The sequence below is a fragment of the Anabaena sp. AL93 genome (genome assembly GCF_001672085.1).
GTDB classification, from domain to species: Bacteria; Cyanobacteriota; Cyanobacteriia; order Cyanobacteriales; family Nostocaceae; genus Dolichospermum; species Dolichospermum heterosporum.
Genome location: NZ_LJOU01000004.1, coordinates 22,045 through 42,105, shown reverse-complemented (window position 1 = coordinate 42,105; position 20,061 = coordinate 22,045). Strand labels below are relative to the sequence as shown.

The window sequence follows — 20,061 nt, the reverse complement described above, 5'->3', positions numbered from 1 at the left end:
TGGCCTTTTGGAGCTTATGCAATATTCACTCAACAGAAACATGATTTATGTCAAAATGTAGAAATGTTGGGTTTCCTTGCGTCAACCCAACCTACGATTTTTGAATAATTTATGGGATAATTTCTAACTAGCTTCTATTTGTTTAACTGCGCTATCTGCTTTTTGGGCAAATTCGTCTTTTCCTTCTTCTTTAAACAATGTAGATGCTTTTTGTAAATCAGCGATCGCTCCTTGTTTATCTTCTAACATCACTAGGGTAAAACCTCTAAAAAAGTGAGCATAAGCAATATTGGGAGTAATTTCCAAGGCTTTATCAAAATCTTTTTTTGCGCCTTGATAGCTTGCTAAACCAAATCTACTAAATCCTCTCCCAACATAGGCATAAGCATTATTAGGATCAATTTCGAGAATTTTGTTAAAATCAGCGATCGCTCCTCGAAAATCTTTCAATTCTACTTTTTTAAACCCCTGTGTAAAGTATGTGTCCACCTCTTTAGAATTGGGAGTTACTGAATTCTGTAATGGTGCTAATTGCTGAGGTTTTAACAAATTTTGAGCGTTGGCTTTGGGGCTAATAATGATTGTGCTAAATACCAGAATGCTTGCTGCTAATTTCCAAAGTTTCATAGTTGTATTTCCTCAAAAATAATTAAGTTGACTCATTTTATTGACATAAGATTTATCAGGTGTTTAAAAGCACGAAACCTGATTAATTAGGTGGAACTATTGGATCATCATCATCCCCTCCTTCATTATTAAAATCTGCAATTCCCCCCAGATAATTTTTTGATTCCATCAAATCCTCGCTGATTGACAATAAATACATAGACAGTCAAATTCATGATCATGAATGTGAATTTAGAACTTGACTGTTGGTTCACAACTATATGTATTTCTGAGGTTTTAGAGGTTATGCAAAAAAGAAAATTTTTTCAAAAAATAAATCCCCGATTTCTTTGAGAAGTCGAGGATCTGGATATTAGGTTTTTTCACAGGACTTACGTAACTGGCACATTGGTAGGGTGCGTCAGATATCAACAATCTGTTTATTTACAGGACTTACGCAGTCTGACGCACCCTACAATCTGGTTAGGTAGGGTGCGTCAGATATCAACAATCTGTTTATTTACAGGATTTATGCAGTCTGACGCACCCTACAATCTATCTGATTTTGGCTGTGTACATAACTGCTTAGGAATTTCTTTGAGCATCCTATCTAACTCAGGAGTGGGGTTTTGTACTGAGTATGCTTGCTGTAACACATCTGACCACAGACCCAACTTAGCAAAGTAGTTAGCTTTAGCAAGAGCGATCGCTTCGCTCACCGCAGGTATCGCCTCATGATGACTTTTTTTTGCTTGTAGTTTATTCTCTAGCGTCTTCAGTGCTGCGGTAATGCGATCGCGTTCTTCACTCTCCATAATCTGAAATTTCACAAATGTTGCTCGACTTTCACCAAGAAATATATCTAACTGGTAGGTTTGGCCTGGTTGCAGTGGTTGTCCCGTATAAGTATATTGTTGAGTATTTTCCACATTTTCACTGAAAATAACAGTATTATTACTTATGTCAGTGACCTTTATTTTTTTGATTTTACCATGCCAAAGAAATAAAGGGCGATCGCTCCAAATAATTCTAGTATCAGAAGAAGCATCTGGGGAAACCATGCAGATAGAGTTTATAGGACGACTACCTCCTTTACGTGGTTTTACAGGTGGTTTATTAGAAAATAGCAGTTGAGAAATATTACTCCAAAATGAAGCAGGTTTCTGAGGATTTTTCTGGGACATAACCGCTTGATTAGGTAAGATAGCCAAAGTGCTGAAAGCTAGAGATGATAAAATTACCCTAGATAAAAAAGATTTATTCATCAGATTTTTTGTCCAAAATCGCAGATAGAATGTAAAACCACAATGTTACAGAAGGTAACAACCAAGGTAATAAAATTGCAGTTGCGGAAATGTATAATTGTAAACTTATTAAACCATAAACACCTGTAATGATGGTGACTATGATTAAAGATTGCAGTTGATTAGATTTTTTACTGGGTAATAAATATAAACTTAAACTTTTGCCTATTAATATAGCTACCCCAATCATCCAAAAATCAGGAATGGGTATAACTAATCTTTCAGTGAGTAAATGATGTACCATATAGGCATGATATTCACCACCTGTTAATACTTGGCTTTGATTGATGGGATTTTCTTGATCACGCCAATATTTAATAGCTGGAAAATCTGACACTGAAAAATTATCTTCACCATCTTGAGAAATCCCAGCTTCTTCATATCCCCCAGGGGCAATAATCACAATTTGCTCTGGTAAATTTTTAGGAATAACTTTATTTTCTAGTAGTTGCCAAGCCGGAATAGTTTTATATGCTTGTTTAGGGGGAATCGAAAAATCAATAATTGGGTGCATCCACACTTGATTGAGTTGATAACTTAAAACTGTGATTAGTTGTGAATGGGATCTTTTTGAGATCAAAGATGTTAAAATCGGTGAAATATCTTTTTTATCTTCCTCTTGACGATACAGAAAATTTCTCATCTGTAGAGAAAAATCTGACTGACTATCTAATTTTGGTTGTGGTGCATTAGGAATTTGTTGTAATTCATGTCCAAGAGTTAATAAACTGGAAAAACTCCAAGGTGAGGATGGAGAATTATGATCAGGTAATAGTTGCATATATCCAGGGAAAAGCTCTATTTCACCTTCTAAACTCCAATTAAGATTAGCAATATTAGGTAGTACCCGTAACCATTGACTTTTCTTATTCAAAGTTCCAGCAAAGACAAACCATGTCGGTTTTTCTGATTCTACAGCAGTTTTGATAGATTTAGCGAGAATGGAATCGCTTGCTTCTTGATGTCTATCTAATAAATAATCAATACCAATTATTTTGGCTTGATTAGCCGTTAACCTATCAATTAAACTTGCTAAATACTTACGCTCAATCGGTTTAGGGTTAGAAATTTTAGCCTTTCTAATGGAATCTTCATCAATTTCTACCAATAAAACTGGGGGAGTTGCTACAGTTGCAAACTGTCCTGTGAGTTGACGATAGATAGCTTGTAATAATACTCGACGCTGTAATAAAAATTGTTGGACTGGTAACAGCAAGCTAATAATCAATAAAACTGAAAGTACAATTATTTCTCGACGATTAGGAATTAACTTTTTAATTCCTTCATCCATAAAAGCAGGTTTAAGACGAAATAACTCTGATCCTGGATGCCGAAATAAAGAAGGAATCAAATATGCACTGGGATAAGTAAAATTCTTTTCTACTTTTAGATAATGCGCTGCAAAAATCAACGATTCATGAACATCTTTATATTCAGATAAAGCTTGCAGAAAACGGGGTAAAAATTCTGCTGATACTTTATTATGAATGGGTTCACGCATTACCGCAACTTGACTGATACCCAAATCAATTAATTTATCAGCAATACTCAAACCATTACAAGAATTGAAAATAGCACATTGTAATCCTCTATCTTTAGCAGTAATTAAAGCCGGTTCAAGTTCAGAAATTGATAAAGCTACACCAGGAGCAATACCTAATTCACCACCAGTCAAATTAGTTTGATTACTGTGTCCTGCAAAAAATAAAATATCCCAGCCATTTTGGGAAGAAATAGTTTGGACGATTTCAGTTTTTAAGTCATCAATATTCTTGTTAGATTGCCAACCGATAAATTTAACATCTGCATAATCTTTTAAAGATGCAATAGCTTGTTTTTCAGATTCAAAATTTAAACCTGTGTCATCTCCTAAAATTACTAGAATTCTAGCTTTATGTGGATATTTACCCTGAGTAGCTGTAGCTGTTCCTTGACGATTTTTAGCAGTGCGGACAATGCGAATCTGACTAGACTCTAAAGCAAATTCTGTACCAATTTCCCATACTTCCCAAGGCAACTTGGCTAAAGTTAGAGTGCTACAAGTGATAAAAACATCAAGATAGGGGGTTTGATTTTTTTGACTAGCTTGAGCGATTTGCTTACGAATTTCAAATAATTCTGCACTGCGTAACCAGTAATGAAATGCAGATAAAAATTGTGCTTCAGCCTGTACTAATCGAGCGTGCCAATCAATGGGAGGAGCAGCGAGACTACCCATATTTGCAACTTTTCCCCGCAGTGCTTTTTTATAAAAACTCAGATAAATATTTTGCCATTCTTGGTATAGTGTAGTTAGTTTTTCTGGATAGGCAACATTGACACTCAAATTTTGTCCTTGCCCCAAGATAATTGAAATAAACATACTTGTTCAACCTGTTGAATTGTGAGATAAAAAGCTGTGAAATTCATCATATTTTGAAAATAAAAAACATTACGTAGGTTGGGTTGACGCAAGGAAACCCAACAAAGATTTCCTAACAAATGTTCGGCTTTCTTAACCCCAACTAACTTGAAAATAAGACCCTACTCCTAAACCCTCCCCGCAAGCAAGGAGGGGAATAAGAAGTTTTTTAATATGTCCTGGTGTACACAGTTCATGATGGCTACTTAGACTCACCAATTAAAGTAAAAGCCGCCCAATTTACTGGAGCAGGACTTTTTTTCATAGTTTTGAGCATAGCATTTCTTAAAGCCACGGCTTTATCAGGATTTTGTTGCCATTGTTGATAAAACTCCGTCATTAATTCTGCTGTAGGTGCATCTGGTACAGACCATAAAGAGACAATTACACTCGGCGCACCAGCAGTAATTAAGGAACGAGATAAACCAATAACACCATCACCAGTAATTGCGCCTCTACCAGTATCGCAAGCGCTCAAAACCACTAATTCAGCGTTAATAGATAAATCAACAATTTCCGCAGGAGTGAGTAAACCATCATCGTTTTTAGTAGGTGCAAGGGCTATGGCGGTAGGGATACTTTTATCAGTATCGGCTAAAAGTCCATGTGTTGCTAAATGAATAATTCTGGCAGATGATAATTTTTGTTTGAGAGCTGCTTTTGTGGCATCTTTCCCAGTGATAGCTTTAGTTTTGAAGAAGTTAGCAATTGCCAAAGTTTCCTTTTCTGCACCTTCAAGGGGGTTAAGTTGTACGGAATTCTTGCCCTTACCCACTTTTGGCATGATAGGATTACCCATAACTAACACATCTTTACCCCGCACTTTTTGCCGTTGTTGATGTGTTAATTCTAAAACTTGAATTGCTGGTGCAGTTAAGATTGTGTGCTTTTCAATTAAGTATTTACCGTCTTTATCTTGCAGTGCCACAAAAGGAACTAAAAACAGTGAATCATGGGGAATGAAAATAACTTTTTCTTCTGGGTTAGTGGGGAGAAGAGAAGCAATAGGAGCAATTAATATTTTATGCAGTGTTTGTAAATTCTCTTTTTGAATTGGCGCACCTGTAGGTGTTACTTTAATACTCCGACCTCCAGCACCCATAGAAAAACGGCTATTGTTTACAAGTTGTGCAAGTGGTGTGTTTAACGATTTCAGGTCTACTTGTTTAAAGGTTATTTCGCCAGTTGGTTTAATGACCCAAATATATATCTCAGATGGATTCCAAGTTTTTGGATAATCTTGATTATTTTCTGGTTGAGCAATTGTATATTCTACAATTGTCGCATTTTGCTCTCTGGCAATTTTCTGGATTTTTTCAATGGTTAGTGGCTGAACATTTAACTGATTACTCTGCTTCTCTGAAATGCGTGATGTTAATAGGTTCACAAATGCTCTAGCCCTACCGCGTTCAGCTACTTCTAATGCTTCTTGGAACTTGTTTTGAGCAATTAAAATTTTTTGCAATATGGTGTAGGTCTTAGACTGCTGTTCAAAGATAGAAATTTGGCTTTTATCTGTTAGGTCAATCCGCACAGATTCATAAATTTTAATAGCTTCATATAAAGCAACGACTGCTTGAGGTAGATTACCTATATCGAAATTATTTATGCCAATCTCATGTAAATTTATTGCTTGTTCTAGTTTTAGGTTAGCTTTTTGGGCAGATGCTACTGCTTTTTCATGAAAACTTATGGCTAAATCATGTTTGCCTTGTTCTGCATAGAACAACCCAATAAGCAAAAATATATTTGCTTGAATTTGAGGAGCGTCTTTAGATAATTCAATTGCTTGTTGAAAATATTCGGATACACGATCATTTTGTCCAAGTTTACCATAAGCAATACCAACTTCTGCTAAAGCAGATGCTTTTCCCGTAATGACTCCAAGTGCTTCCCATCTTTGTAAATTATCTAGTGCAGATTTTAAATTTTGTTCCAAGTTATTCTCAGATGAGGATGATTTACTGTCACTAGAATTAGAAGATACGAAAGCATCTGGATGCGCTTTTCTTAATTTCTCATAATCCTGATCAACTTTTTTGATTTCATCAGGTTGCCCTAAAAAGGCGTAATTTTTTTTCATTAAAGTATAGCTCACACTAATTGAACGTTTGACTTGTATCATACTATCAACAAAAAACTTTTTTTGACGCTCAGAGGTGATTTTTTTATCTTGTTTAAGACCTTCAATATATTTAAGAGTTGAGGTCAAAATATCTACTGATTGCTGATAAAATTTAATTGATTGTTCATACTTACTAAGACTATCGTATATACCGGCAATACTAGTAATAATATTTTCTTGCGCCAAATTTTTTTCCACAATATCTACAGGAGATTTAGTAATTACTTTCTCCCCAACAACCAAAGCTTGCTGATAGTATGTCAGAGATTTTTCTAATTGTCCCCTGCTTTGATAAGCCTGAGCTAAATTAGACAAGGTATCTCGAAGTTGAATCTGAGTATTATTCTCCTGTTGGAATATTTTTACAGCTTGCTCAAGTGTTGCTAATGCTTTTGAGGACTGATTCTGAAAGTTGTATATCTGGACAATCTGCAATAAGGCTTGTCCTTGTTTAATAATTGCCCCTGTCTCTTTGGCAACTGTGACAGCTTCTTGAAAATACTGGAGTGCTTTGTTGATTTGAATAGCTGCTTCTGGATCTTTATTTAGTCCATTAACCAAACCAAATAGCCAATAATTTAGACCCTGCTTAATGAGAAGAGAGGGTTCGTATTTGCGAAGGATCTGTTTTTCTGCTGTAGAATTATTACCCTGTCTTACAATTACCAAGGCTTGTTCTAATAAATTTATTGCTTTGACTTGATCGCTGCTACTGTAAATAGCAGCTAGATTGTATAGTACCCATACTTCTGTATCATGGTTTTTGCTTTTTTGGGCATTTATTAGACTTTCTTCATAGTATTTAGCTGCGCGATCAGAATTTCCTAAAGCTAGTTGATACTCTACTCCCAAACTGAAATTTACTTTTGCTTGTAAGTCAAAATTATTGATAGCTTGGGCAATTTTCAAAGCTTCTTGATAGTAGGAAATTGCGCGTTCAGATAAATCCCGCTTAGAATAAAGACTTCCTAAATTATTTAATGTTCTTCCTTTTAATGCAAGATTTTTGATAGTTTCAGCGATTTGCAATGCCTGTTCATAGTAGGTCATTGCTTTGTTTTCATCTTTCAAATCATAGTAAGCTTTAGCAATTAATCTGATTGACTCACCTTCTCCCTGGGAATTCTTAATTTGGCGATAAATCGTCAATGCTTGCTGAAAAATTTGTAAAGCAGCTTGGGGTTGCTCATTAATCAGTAGTTCTTCACCTTTTTGCAGCAGTCTTTCTGCTTGAGTTTTTTGATTATTTGGGTTTTGTGCCAATACCTGGTTAATTCTTAAGTTATGGTCTGGAAAACTGGAGTTATTCAGCCGCAATGCTTCCGCTCTACTTTGTTCTGTAGTTTCTGTATTTGCAGTCAGGGTAGCTGGTATAATTCCCTTTGTCTTTGATTCAGCAACACCAATAGGGAAAGACAGGGAAAGCACCAAAGTAACAAGAGAGAGGGATTTGAGACGGTAATGCACGGTAAACACTCCTCTAAGCAGGGTGAGAAAGATTTCTGGTTAATTCTCTATATCTCTCACACTTAGGGACGTTATGCAAAAATTTTAGCTTTTTCACCTCCTCAAGGGGTTCTGCGGTTACTACACAATCAATATCTAAAAGCCAATTCTCTTAAAGACGTTCCATGGAACGTCTCTGTAAGGGTTACAAATATATTTAGTTGTCACTCCTATTGTCTAATGCGATCGCCCAGGATAAAATGTAAACGGAGGTAAGGTCAATTCAACACCATCTACTAAACTTACACTTACCAAAAACTTCTCATCCCAATTACCAACAACACGAGTAAACAAATAAGAATCACCCTGTTCTTGATTTATTCCTTGTTCTACTAAAATGCTAGTTTGGTCACTGACTCGCAGTTTTAAATGACCAGGTAAAGTGTTTTGTGCAGATGTACCCAAAACTAATAATAATGTCCACAAGGGGTCTGATTCAGATAATATTGTCCAAGTTACAGCATACAATCGCAGGGGAATTCCTGCCAATAGCAAATCATGATAAGCACCCCGCGCTTGAGAGGAAATTTCTAAACCCCTGCTTTGGAGTTGGTTAGTAATTACTTGAAATTCCTCTACAGGACTCCGCATCACAGGTGCTGGTGCTATAATAGGTAATAGTTGCCAAGAAAGTTCCTGTGCTAATTCATCTAATTCATCCCATAACCAACGTCCTACATTTATCGCTGGTTGGGTTAACAATTTGAATAAATCTTTTAAACTATTTTGCAGTGAATAATTATGTCCTTGCTGCTGCAAATTATCCAGCCAATTGAGTAATTCTATATTAGTAATTACTGCGCTTCCTTGTTCCCAAGTCAATACTTGCCAAAGTTCAATATTAGGTAATTGCAATTGTGGTAATAATGCCATTAATTCATTCTGCATTGACGCTAAAATTTGCGTTCTTTGGTTGTTTATGGCTGGTAAAATAATGGCATTTGCTTCTAAACAACGTAAATATAATAATAAATCATCGGGTTTTTGTTCAAACCAACTTACCGGAATTTGATAGGTCCAGTCTGCTTCTGGTTGTAAATTCGCTACTGTTTGTTTTTTTATCAATTGTTGATAGGATAAAAATCCAAAAACTATGGCTGTTTCTTGTTCTTCTAAGACTTCTATTAATACATAAAAATGGGCAATATATTCTGGTAAATCTACAACGGCTCTCGGTACAACTATTTCATCATCACTAAGACTATCATTAGTCAATAAACAAACTTTAAATTTACCTACTTGCAAATTAGCAACAGCAGGAATGACATTAGCTATAGCTGGTTGAAATACTGTACATTTATCCTCATTAACAGTGAGAGAATCTGCTCTTTCTGTCAACCATTCTTTAAAAGCCAATAACGCCAAAGTATTAATATAAGTTTGCCATTGTTGAGATTGATTTTTTATTTTCAGGCTGTTTTCTACCGCTTGATTAATTTGTTCAGTATCAAGATTAATAGCGGTTGTTGGTAAAACTTCAAATTCTAGCGGCATCAGATAACGATTATTTGTGAGATTGTTTGACAAGTTATTCATACTTCCTCATTAATTAATTATATCGTCGAGATAGCGGCAAAGACACTGATTAAAAATACTGGTTTTTGTAGGGAGACTTTTTGCTGTTTGTGCCTGAATTTCAGCAGCTTCGATAACATGATTAATTTGTTCATTAAGAGCAATTTGAATTTTTCCTTCTAGGGTTTGTAGACTATCTGGGTGGGAATAATTTTTTGCTAATTCCATGACAGAATTACACAACATTATTAAAAGCTCTTGTCGGACATCAGCGCGAAATTCTTTTAACTTTAAAAAACGGGTAACAGCATCTTGAGCGCGTAATCCCACCTTTGCAGCAATTTCTGTCATTGATAAATTTTGACAGTGAAATAACTGGAGTGCAAACAAAAACTTTTTAGCTTTATCACCCTTTTTTCGTTGTAATTGTTCTACTCGTTTTTGAGTAACTATTGCTAAGGCTTGCTCTAAACTAGCTATAAATTGTGGGCGATATAATTGCAAAAATTCTGTTTGTTCATCTCCATCATTTACTACTTCTGTAGTATTAGTATAACCTGCAATTCCCTCACCATAACCATCTCCAACAACAACATCTAAAGATTCGGCTAGTAAAGAACCACCCCGAACATGAATTCGATACTGTCGTAATTGTTCAGCCAGTTTTTGTAATTGTGCCATTACAATTTCACTGCTGAGATTTTGACCTATTTTACTTTGCAAAAGAGTAGCGATAGCTTGTAATTGCTGAATTGTAGGTATAGTACATTTTCCTCCTCTTCTCTTGGGAGGTTGTTCTAAACTATCTTCTCTTTTCTTCCCACGTTGTTCTAAACGAGCAGTTCTATAAATATCATGATAACTTTCTAAAAGTTGTTGAGCTTGGAGAATTTCACCAGCAGTAAAAGAGTAAAATTCCGTAAAAATTCGTTGTAACTGTTTAGGTTTTGTATCATTGAGAATTGCCCAATCACTGACTAAATAAACTCCACATTCTAGGAGAAATTGATTGAGTCTATGATTTTGTTTAACTCGTGTATTTGTCCAGGTTGTCAAATTGCTTTTTTCTGGATCAAAACTCTGTAAAATTTGGCGAGAGAAGGACTGATAATCACCAACGGGTTTTAATTTACCATCATGGGGTTCAGACGGGATATCTGCAAAATGGGACACATTGTAAAGTTTTGTGTGCTTAATTCTCAAAACTCTTAATTTACCGTTGTTTCAGCTTCCATCTGAACTTGATTGTTCAAAATGAAAACATCCCAAAAAAGGGTTATTTATGAGCAAGTTTGAGAAGCTGAACCGCGTAAAAAGTTGATTTTAGTGTGCAAAAGTTGAATGTTTCTTTACCATTTTCAGGCAAGTTAGTAAATCACTAAATTGGTTTCTGCAACATTTATTTACAACGTGTCCCATTTTACCCTTATCCCGGCTTGACCCCAACAAGGGTGAGGCGAAACATACTCTGAAAAGGGCGGTGTTTTTTAATCGTTTGGGTGAAGTCCGCGATCACTCTTATGAGGATCAATTTTATCGGGCTAGTGGGTTGAATTTGGTGGTGGCGGCGATTGTTGTGTGGAATACGGTGTACATAGAAAAGGCTGTTGAGCATTTGAAACAACAGGGTATGGATATTCCTGAAGAATATTTGCAACATTTATCACCTTTGGGTTGGGAGCATATCAATCTTACTGGTGATTATGTCTGGAATTTGAAGCAGGCAACCAGTTTTGACAAGTTGCGCCCTTTGCGAGTTAAGGAAAACAAGTATCGCTCAAATCCTTGATGGATAAGGCTTTCAGCCTTAGCGTACAATTTTCCCGGTTTGGCACGGTGATACCAGAAGCGATCGCTAAACTCCTTCACTGTCAAGACATCCTTCTCCGCGCCCCCACAGGGTCAGGGAAAACCTCTTGTTTTTATTCAACACAGTAATTATCATAGGCTTTTTTTAAAGCATCTTTAACCCCTTTCGCCACCCAATCAGGATTTAAAACCCTAGCACTAGCACCGTACTGTAGCATTCTTTGACGAAACCAAAATATACAGTCTTCCTGAGTTAAAATATCAACATATTCTGTAGTTTCTAGTGAGGAAATAACTGTTTCGTGGGGTCTGCGGGGTCTATAACTCGCTAAATCTCCTGTCAGACGGTAGGTAATATCTAGAGTAGGAAATTTACTATAAGTCCAGGGAGTCTGGGAAACTCCACCAACTCTAGTAATGCGGTCTACTCTCAAAGTGATGTTCTGTTCAGCATTGGGTCTGGTTTCAAGATGAGAACTACGAAAGTCGGGAACTAAAGCAAATAAATAGAGAACACCGTTATGTAATCTCAGTTCGGACTTATCTAAATCCCAGAATGTTTCTTTACCTTTTCTGCTGCGATACCAAACCACAAAGCGGCGTTTCTGCTGAAATCTTTGCTGTAACTGACGCACAACTTCATTGATTTTATCTTCACTGTAATCTGTAGGTGGATGAAAGTCTGTTCTTAGTCCAGGGGACTTAGGTTTTTGAAAGTTACCAATGCGGTGAATATGCCCAGCTTCCGCAGAAAAACCCAAACTCGCCAATAACTCAGAGGCCATTGCTAATGCTTGTCTTTGTTCTTCAGATAAGATAACGGGAAACACTGATGTCACTAACTCATAAGGACGGTTGGGTGCAGCCTTAATTTCAAAACCGCAGTCTCGGAGTTTACCAATGGCACGAGCAATTTTCTGTGATAAATCACCAGCTTCAAAACCGCGATCGCTCAACAAGATTTCCAACTCGGCTTTTTTACAGGGTTTTTCCGCCAGCAGCTTCAATAACTCCAACATAAAACCCAATTGATTAGAGTTATTATCATTTTTTGATGACATCTCTATTTGCGCGAGTAATAAACTAATACCAAGTTACATATTACCCTACCGTGAAAGTTTCTTTACTTCCCCAATACTCAAAATTGAATCCGGGGGTCGGTACTTGTCCTTTGCAATGTATCCAAACCTGCAAGGTTAAACAACAAGCACCCAACTTTGGAGAAGGTGATCATTGTCCTTTATCTTCCCATCAAGCAGAAACTTATGCTGCAATTACCAACAGTGACGCTGACATTATCTTTAATAAATCTGCTACAGGAGACGGTAAATCATTAGCTGCTTATTTAGCATCATTGCTCAATAATTGGTTGAGGGTAATTGGACTATACCCAACCATTGAGTTAGTAACAGACCAAGAAAGACAGATTTATGGTTATTTTGAGCAGTTTAATCCACAGGGAATTGATGGAGTGGATAGCCTCTATGGTGCAAAGTTAGCTCAATTGGTTGAACAGGGAGAAAAGAGTAACAAGTTTAAAGAATTACTATTTATCTTTAAACAAAAATATGTGATTCTTACCAACCCTGATATTTTTCATTTAGTTACGCATTTTCGTTATCATAACCCAGCTTATAATCGAGCAGAATTACCAATTATTTTAGCTAGGAATCTTGATTTATATATAGCTGATGAGTTTCATATTTTTGGCGTACATCAGGAAGCAGCTATTCTCAACAGTTTGTTATTAATTCGTCATAATCGTCCTAAAAGACGACCGATGAAATTTCTATTTACTTCTGCAACTCCCAAACCAGATTTTATTAAAAAGCTCAAACAATCTGGATTTAAAGTTAAAGAAATAGCTGGGGATTATGTTAGTCAACCTACTTCTGGTTATCGTCAAATATGTCAAGCAGTAAATTTAGAGTTTATTCCATTAGAACAAGATAGTGATTCTCTAACTTGGCTGACTCAACAAGCTCCAAATATTCGTAATATTCTACAAATAGAAGGTAGAGGACGGGGTTTAATTATTCTTAACTCTGTGGCTTTGGTAAGTAGAACAGTTAGAGAATTACAAAAATTAATACCTGATATTATCGTTTGTGAAGTCAGTGGACGTATTGATAGACAAGAAAGGTCTGTAACTCACACAGCCTTGAAAGATGCTGATAAACCTGTATTAGTTGTGGGAACTTCAGCAGTTGATGTAGGTGTTGATTTTAGAATTCATTTACTAATTTTTGAAGCCAGTGATTCAGCCACCATTATTCAAAGATTAGGTCGTCTTGGTCGTCATGCAGGATTTTCTGATTATCAAGCTTTTGTGCTTTTATCTAGTCGTACTCCTTGGATTAAATCTAGGTTAGAGAAAGAATTAACTAATTCAGAATATGACCGTCTTCAGTTCCGAGAAATCATTGAAGAAGTTTTTAATCCTACCAAAGATTTTGAACAATACCGCAATTATTGGGGGGCATTACAAGCACAGGGAATGTTATTCAGCATGAGTAATAAAAAACAAGGAGTAATGCAACCATTACAAGATAAAATAGCTGAAGATTTACGTCTTGTTTACGGTGAACAACTAGATAAAAAACGCGGACATTGGTATGCTCTTAGTAACGATAAAACCGGAGTTGGTAAAGCAGTACAAGAGGAACTATTACGATTTAGGGGTGGTTCTGATTTACAAGCCGCAGTGTGGGATCAAGGACGGTTTTACACCTATGATTTATTGAAGTTATTACCCTGGGCTGAAGTTGAAATAGTTGATAGAGATGATTTCTTAAAAGCTGCAAAACAGGCTAATCATCCCCACACAGAATTTCCTGATAAATATATTCAAGTTTACCTCAAAATCCAACGCTGGTCAGATACCAGATTTCCCGTTGGGTTGGAATGCGATCGCCTGAACGACGAACTCAAACAATGTACTCTTTCTTTCATTGATAAACTGAGTATTACCGGACACCCACAAACAGAAGTTAGTCGTTGTTTAAGAAATAGAAAGCTATTGGCATTTTTAGTACAGGTAAATCGCTCTCAAGCTAATAGTCATTGGGAAATTACTCGGAATCTTTATTTAAGTCATACCTTTGGATTATACCGACTCAAAGATGCAGACGGACAATTTCATGCTTGTGCTTTTAATCAAGATGCTTTGTTATTAGAAGCAATTAAATGGAAAATCAAACCTTGTGAAAGAAGTAAACCTTACATTTTTTAAACTATGCCTACTCTATTGCAAACATTACTGATTGAAACATTATCAGAAGATACAGATCCAATTTTACGGCTATTTATTGATACAATATTACCAGCAATGGAAAGGGAATTTGGACTCATTCCGGCTATGGGTGGTTCAGAAATCGTACATTATCAGAATTTAGTTAAACAGGGAGATAAATACGCTCAAGAGAATGCTAAACGCTGGGCAAATAAACCTGACCAAAGTTTATTAGTTCATGTTTTAAATGGACTATTAACAGCATGGAATTTAAGTGTTCATTTACCTCAAAATTTACAATTAAATCCTGTTGAAAAAAAGTTATTATGTTTGGGATTGACCTTACATGATTATAATAAATATGTACGGGGTCAGGGAGAAGAACAACCACCACCAAAAGCTCACGAAATTGATGACATTATTAACTTATGTCGAGACTTAGGGACTAAATTAAACTTTCAAGAGTTTTGGGAAGAATGGTCAAAATATTTATTAGAGATAGCGTTTTTAGCGCAAAATACACAATTCAGTGTTGACAGCAATCCTGTAATTTCTAATTGGGAAAATGATCAACGAGAATTTACTATAGATGACCGTCGTTTAAATGATGTTTTGCGCCATTTACTCGCTTTTGGCGATGTTGCGGTACACATATCAGACCCAGCAGAAATTGTTACCAGTACCAAAGGCGATCGCTTACGAGATCATTTATATTGGTTAAATATCCCCAAAAAGTTAGTTTATCATCGTCTGCGAGATTGTCGGGGATTAATTACCAACCAAATTCATAATGCAGTTGTTAATTTTGCGCGTCAATTAGGTTGGGAAGAAATTCTATGTTTTGCCCAAGGTGTCATTTATTTAGCACCATCTGATTCAGATATACCAGACTTAACGGAGATTCAAACAGCCGTTTGGGAAAACTTAATTTATGGAGATGAAGAAAATAATCAAAAAGGATTAGCCGCATATTTTCAAAGTGGTGATGTTGGTTTTGTTCGTGATGGTAAGGGTGTAAAAATTGCCCCACAAACTTTAGAATTATTCAGTTCTGGTGATTTGATTCGATTGCTTCCTGAAGTCGTGCAAGTTAAAGTTGCCAATGCTAAAGTTCCTGCCACACCCAAACGATTAGACAAATTAACCCTCAATGATACAGAACGAACTTTTTTATTAAAAGGTGCAGATATTCGGGCTGACCGATTAGCAGAGTTAATTATCCTGACACAACGAAAGTTTTTTGAAGGTTCTCAGGATTATATAACTTGGATTTTAACAACCCTAGAATTACAAAATCAGATCACCCTAGAACAAACACAGGTACAATTTGGAGGGGTAAACTATGGTTGGTATCAAGTTGCGGCTCATTATATTGCGGATCATGCAACTTTAGATGAACAACAAATAAGAGAGTATCTGCAAGAATTAAGTAATAAACTAGCAACTTGGGCAACTGAAAACGCATTACTCAAAGAAACAGCGAATCCCACCCATGAGGCTTTTATTAAATATTTAGGTCAATACCTAGAAATTTGCCCTAACCATCAGGCCAGTGAGTTTGAGAATGAATTAGCTGCCTATTCAAATGCTAAAGTCACCAATCAACCTATTTGTTCTTTGAGTAGTGGTGAATCACAAGCCGAAGAACAATTAGATACTGTAGTGTTGTTTAAACCTCAACAATATAGTAACAAAAATGCTTTGGGTGGAGGACGCATTAAACGAGGTATATCTAAAATTTGGGCATTGGAAATGCTCTTACGTCAAGCTATTTGGGCTGCACCACCAGGGAAACTAGAAGAACAACAACCAGTATTTCTTTATATATTCCCAGCTTATGTTTACTCTCCCCAAGTTGCTAGGGCTGTAAAAGCATTAGTCCAAGAATTTAAACGAGTTAATCTTTGGGAAGTCCGCAAACATTGGTTAGATGCTGGGATGCACCACGACGGACTGCAAAATTTACCTTGGCGAGAAGAATCAGAAGCAGGGAGATTTTCAAGGAATTATTCGACCAAAGATTTGCCGTTTATGGCTATGACTTACACTACCACCAGAGGAAAAACAGTTACCGATGCTTGGGTAGAGCCTATTTATTTGACCTTAGCTTTACCTCTACTATTAGGTGTAAAAGTTGTTGCTACTAGCAGTCCTGATCCACTTTATGCCAGTGATCAAGAGTTTTCTGAATCTGCAATTTTAGATGGTGCAGCAGGATTTTGGCAGTTGTTTGGTACACCTCAAAATCTCAGAATACAAGATTTATCACCTGCATTAAACCGACTGTTAATAGCCTACAGTTTGCATTTGGATAACCGTAGTAAAAAACCCGATGCTCGTTGGCAAGCATTGAATGGCACAGTCAGGGATTTAGTAACTGATGTTTTAAATATCTTTGCAATTGCTAATGAGGGATTTCGTAACACTAAAAAAGAACCAGGAACAGAAGATGTTAAACGAATTTGGAATTATGCCCAAACCTGGGTAAAAGGAGATCCAAATATGGAGGATAAAATGGATTTAATTAAACGTTTGGTGACAGAATATCGCCAATTTTATCAAGTGAATGTGAGTGAATCAAGTCATGCCATTCTGTTACCAATTTCTAAAGCATTAGAGATAATTCTAAAAGTTCCTGAAGATATTACTAAGGAAGATTTGATTTTAGAAGTAGCAGGACAATTATATGATGCTTTGGAAAGACAGAGGGTTTATAAACCTTATTTGGTAGATAAATCTACGGATTACAAAACTCGTAAAGAGCAGGAATTAACGGCAATTCATCAGTTTACAAGTACCTGTGTTAATGATTTATTTCTGGGACTTTATAAAGGCGATCGCGCACTGCTCCAAGAAAACCGCAACCGCATTAAATCCGGGGTTGAATTTGCCTATCGTTGGTTAGCTTTGCAATCAAAAAATACTGAAAAACCTGAATCATAAGGAATAAAAAACATGAACTTAACCACCCTAAAATCCGAATTTCATCCTGCTTTTCCCCGGTTAGCATCTGGCAAATATATCCACTTTATCATGTTACGCCATAGTCAATCTTTTTCCGTATTTCAAACCGATGGTGTTCTCAATACTGCGCGAACTCAAGCTGGTTTAGATCCTAAAAATCAACAATCCATGAGTCGTTTAGTTATGTTTAAACGTAAACAAGTTAGTCCTGAGCGATTAGTGGGGAGAGAACTTTTACGTTCATTAAATTTTATCAACTCAGAAGATAAGAAAGCTGAAAATTTTTGTAGATACGGTTCAGAACAATTTTGTGGTAAATGTCCAGATTGTATCATTTATGGTTTTGCTGTTGGTGATAGCGGTTCAGAACGTTCTAAACTTTATTCTGATTCAGCTTTTTCTTTAACTCCTTATGAAGATTCCCATAAGAGTTTGACTTTTAATGCTTTAAGTGAAACAGGAACAATGATGTTAGATTATGATGATCCTAAAAGAACCGACAATAACAAAGTAAGATCATCAATTAATGAATTAGATCATGTTCTCCCAGAAGTCACATTCCCTACTGTAGAAACCCTGCGTGATCCTACATTTGAAGGCTTTTTGTATGTGTTAGGAAATCTAATGCGAACCCGTCGTTATGGCGCACAGGAATCACGGACAGGAACAATGTCAAATCATATTATTGGTATTGTTTTATGTGATGGTGAAATCTTTAGTAATTTACATTTAACTCAGGCATTGTATGATGCGTTGAAACCAGATATCAATGCACCAATTGTAGATATTATTGCCAAAGCAGCAGAAGTGACAACTAATTTACTCAATCAAGAACCAGTACGGAAAACTCAAGTAATTATGGGTTCTCAATTAACTGATTTATTAGGTGAAACTTTAGCTATTTATCAAAATGAAACCGCTTTGCAAAATACCCTAACAACGCTATATCAACAAACCAAAACCTATGCTGAAACTTACGGTGCTGTAGCTAAAAAAGGCAAAGGTAAATAGAGTTAAAAAATCAAGCTTGTCGGTAATGTTGGGTTTCGCTTTGCTTAACCCAACCTACAATTTTTAAATTAACAACTTTTGAATAATATGATTTTCTACCAATGTGATTTAACTTTGCATGATAATGTTTTTTTTGCAAGTCGGGAAATGGGTATTCTCTACGAAACTGAGAAATATCTGCACAATTGGGCGTTGAGTTTTGCCTTTTTTGAAACTGCGTATATTCCTAGACCTTATCGCCTAAAAGGTATAAATGCCCAAAAACCCAGTTATTTAGATTCTAGTCAAGAACAAAATCTTTTACATCTAAATGAAGCTGGGATTTATGTTTTTCCGGCTTTACCGATTACTTGGTCATATCAAGTAAACACTTTTAAAGCCGCCCAAGTTTCCTATTATGGTAAATCTGCACAATTTGGTGGTGAAGGAGCAAAACGCAATTACCCTGTTAACTATGGAAGGGCTAAAGAATTGGCTGTAGGTAGTCACTATAAGACTTATATTATAGCTCATGAAACTATCAAAATTCCCAGGTGGATTAGATTAGGTAAATGGTCATCTAAAATAAGAATTGAAAAGAGGGAAATTACAGATATCAAAGAAAAATCAGGACAATATATTACCAAGCATCCTTTAAATCCTTTGGATTTGTCCTCATCAACCAAATTATTGCTTTACAACCGAATTGTTATGCCCCCAGCAAGTTTAGTTAGTCAAGCTCAACTAACTGGAGATTATTATGAATTACCCGATAAAACTTGTTTACCTGTGGGAGTAGCTTATGGCGCAAGTACAGTTGTATCTTGCTAAAATTATGACTTTACAAAGTTTAGTAATTCAATTAGGTGCTGCTAGTGAAAGCACTATTCCCACTACATTAGGTAGAGCGATTCATGCTCAAGTTATGCAATGGTTAAGTTTAGGAGATGCACAAATAGCAACGGCAGTTCATGATAGTCAAGAATCACCTTTGAGTTTATCAGGATTAATTGGTTATCGTCGCAAACAAGGTATACAACTAGGTGATGATTTTGTTGTTCGGATCTCTCTTTTAGATAGTAATTTAATTCAACCTTTGCTACAGGGTATAGAATCTTCCCACAATAAATCTATTTATTTAGGAAAATGCCCCTTTGTAATTCGTAGTATTTATTCACTACCAGGGACTCATCCTCTAGTAGATTCCTCTGATTACACCATATTGGCAAATACATCAGTCTCTAGTGATATCACTTTGCAATTTCTCTCTCCCACCAGTTTTAAACAGAATCAAAATATCCAACCATTCCCATTACCTGATTTAGTATTTAACAGTTTACTACGTCGTTGGAATAGATTTGCACCCGCAGAATTACAGTTTCCTCAAGTTGAATGGCAAGGTTTAGTTTCTGCTTTTGAACTGAAAACCCATGCTTTGAAGATGGAAGCAGGAGCAGAAATTGGTACTGTCGGCTGGATAAAATATCGGTTTCCAAACCCCGAAGAAGCCAGAATTGCCACTATTTTAGCTAACTTCGCTGTCTTTTCTGGAGTTGGACGTAAAACAGCTATGGGTATGGGACAGGTCAAAATTAAGAATTAAAAATGA

General features: G+C 36.2%; 12 protein-coding genes and 1 pseudogene. 6 read left to right on the top strand and 7 right to left on the bottom strand.

What is annotated here, in order from left to right; translation table 11 throughout:
* Positions 1–123 precede the first annotated feature (123 nt).
* The 6 genes from AN486_RS02000 to AN486_RS01975 form a co-directional block, all read right to left on the bottom strand.
* On the bottom strand, positions 124–627 hold the full coding sequence (locus tag AN486_RS02000; protein ID WP_290598965.1) for a hypothetical protein: 504 nt from the start codon (positions 625–627) through the stop codon (positions 124–126).
* Positions 628–1,154: 527 nt separating this feature from the next.
* A complete protein-coding gene (locus AN486_RS01995) occupies positions 1,155–1,871 on the bottom strand; it encodes a hypothetical protein (RefSeq protein ID WP_290598963.1) in 717 nt (238 codons plus the stop codon).
* A complete protein-coding gene (locus tag AN486_RS01990) occupies positions 1,864–4,272 on the bottom strand; it encodes a CHASE2 domain-containing protein (RefSeq protein WP_290598961.1) in 2,409 nt (802 codons plus the stop codon). The genes AN486_RS01995 and AN486_RS01990 overlap by 8 nt, the downstream gene beginning before the upstream one ends.
* A 241-nt stretch (positions 4,273–4,513) precedes the next feature.
* A complete protein-coding gene (locus AN486_RS01985; RefSeq protein ID WP_290598959.1) occupies positions 4,514–7,903 on the bottom strand; it encodes a CHAT domain-containing protein in 3,390 nt (1,129 codons plus the stop codon).
* Between the two features lie 216 nt (positions 7,904–8,119).
* Positions 8,120–9,478, bottom strand: a complete 1,359-nt coding sequence (locus AN486_RS01980) for a DUF1822 family protein (protein WP_290598957.1) — start codon at positions 9,476–9,478, stop codon at positions 8,120–8,122.
* A gap of 9 nt (positions 9,479–9,487) precedes the next feature.
* The gene (locus AN486_RS01975; RefSeq protein ID WP_290598955.1) at positions 9,488–10,630 is read right to left on the bottom strand and encodes a hypothetical protein; all 1,143 of its coding nucleotides are present in this window, start codon (positions 10,628–10,630) and stop codon (positions 9,488–9,490) included.
* Positions 10,631–10,901: 271 nt separating this feature from the next.
* On the opposite strand from AN486_RS01975, the pseudogene AN486_RS01970 reads away from it, so the two are divergent.
* Positions 10,902–11,246: pseudogene (locus tag AN486_RS01970) on the top strand (Tn3 family transposase); the annotation flags it as partial.
* A 133-nt stretch (positions 11,247–11,379) separates the two neighbouring features.
* Here the strand turns inward: AN486_RS01970 and AN486_RS01965 are convergent.
* On the bottom strand, positions 11,380–12,327 hold the full coding sequence (locus AN486_RS01965) for a WYL domain-containing protein (RefSeq protein ID WP_053539791.1): 948 nt from the start codon (positions 12,325–12,327) through the stop codon (positions 11,380–11,382).
* A gap of 50 nt (positions 12,328–12,377) precedes the next feature.
* Here AN486_RS01965 and cas3 point away from each other — a divergent pair, with 50 nt between their 5' ends.
* From cas3 to cas6, 5 genes are all read left to right on the top strand, one after another.
* Positions 12,378–14,498 (top strand): type I-D CRISPR-associated helicase Cas3', encoded by a 2,121-nt coding sequence (cas3, locus tag AN486_RS01960; RefSeq protein ID WP_053539792.1) that lies wholly within the window; start codon positions 12,378–12,380, stop codon positions 14,496–14,498.
* A 3-nt stretch (positions 14,499–14,501) separates the two neighbouring features.
* Entirely contained in the window at positions 14,502–17,441 is a 2,940-nt protein-coding gene (cas10d, locus tag AN486_RS01955; protein WP_053539793.1) for a type I-D CRISPR-associated protein Cas10d/Csc3, read from the top strand.
* Between the two features lie 12 nt (positions 17,442–17,453).
* On the top strand, positions 17,454–18,473 hold the full coding sequence (cas7d, locus tag AN486_RS01950; protein WP_053539794.1) for a type I-D CRISPR-associated protein Cas7/Csc2: 1,020 nt from the start codon (positions 17,454–17,456) through the stop codon (positions 18,471–18,473).
* Positions 18,474–18,560: 87 nt separating this feature from the next.
* A complete protein-coding gene (gene cas5d, locus AN486_RS01945; RefSeq protein ID WP_290598951.1) occupies positions 18,561–19,283 on the top strand; it encodes a type I-D CRISPR-associated protein Cas5/Csc1 in 723 nt (240 codons plus the stop codon).
* Positions 19,255–20,055 carry a CRISPR-associated endoribonuclease Cas6 gene (gene cas6, locus AN486_RS01940; RefSeq protein WP_290598949.1) on the top strand — a complete coding sequence of 267 codons (801 nt, stop codon included), beginning with the start codon at positions 19,255–19,257 and terminating at the stop codon, positions 20,053–20,055. Before cas5d ends, cas6 begins: the two co-directional genes overlap by 29 nt.
* Positions 20,056–20,061: the final 6 nt, after the last annotated feature.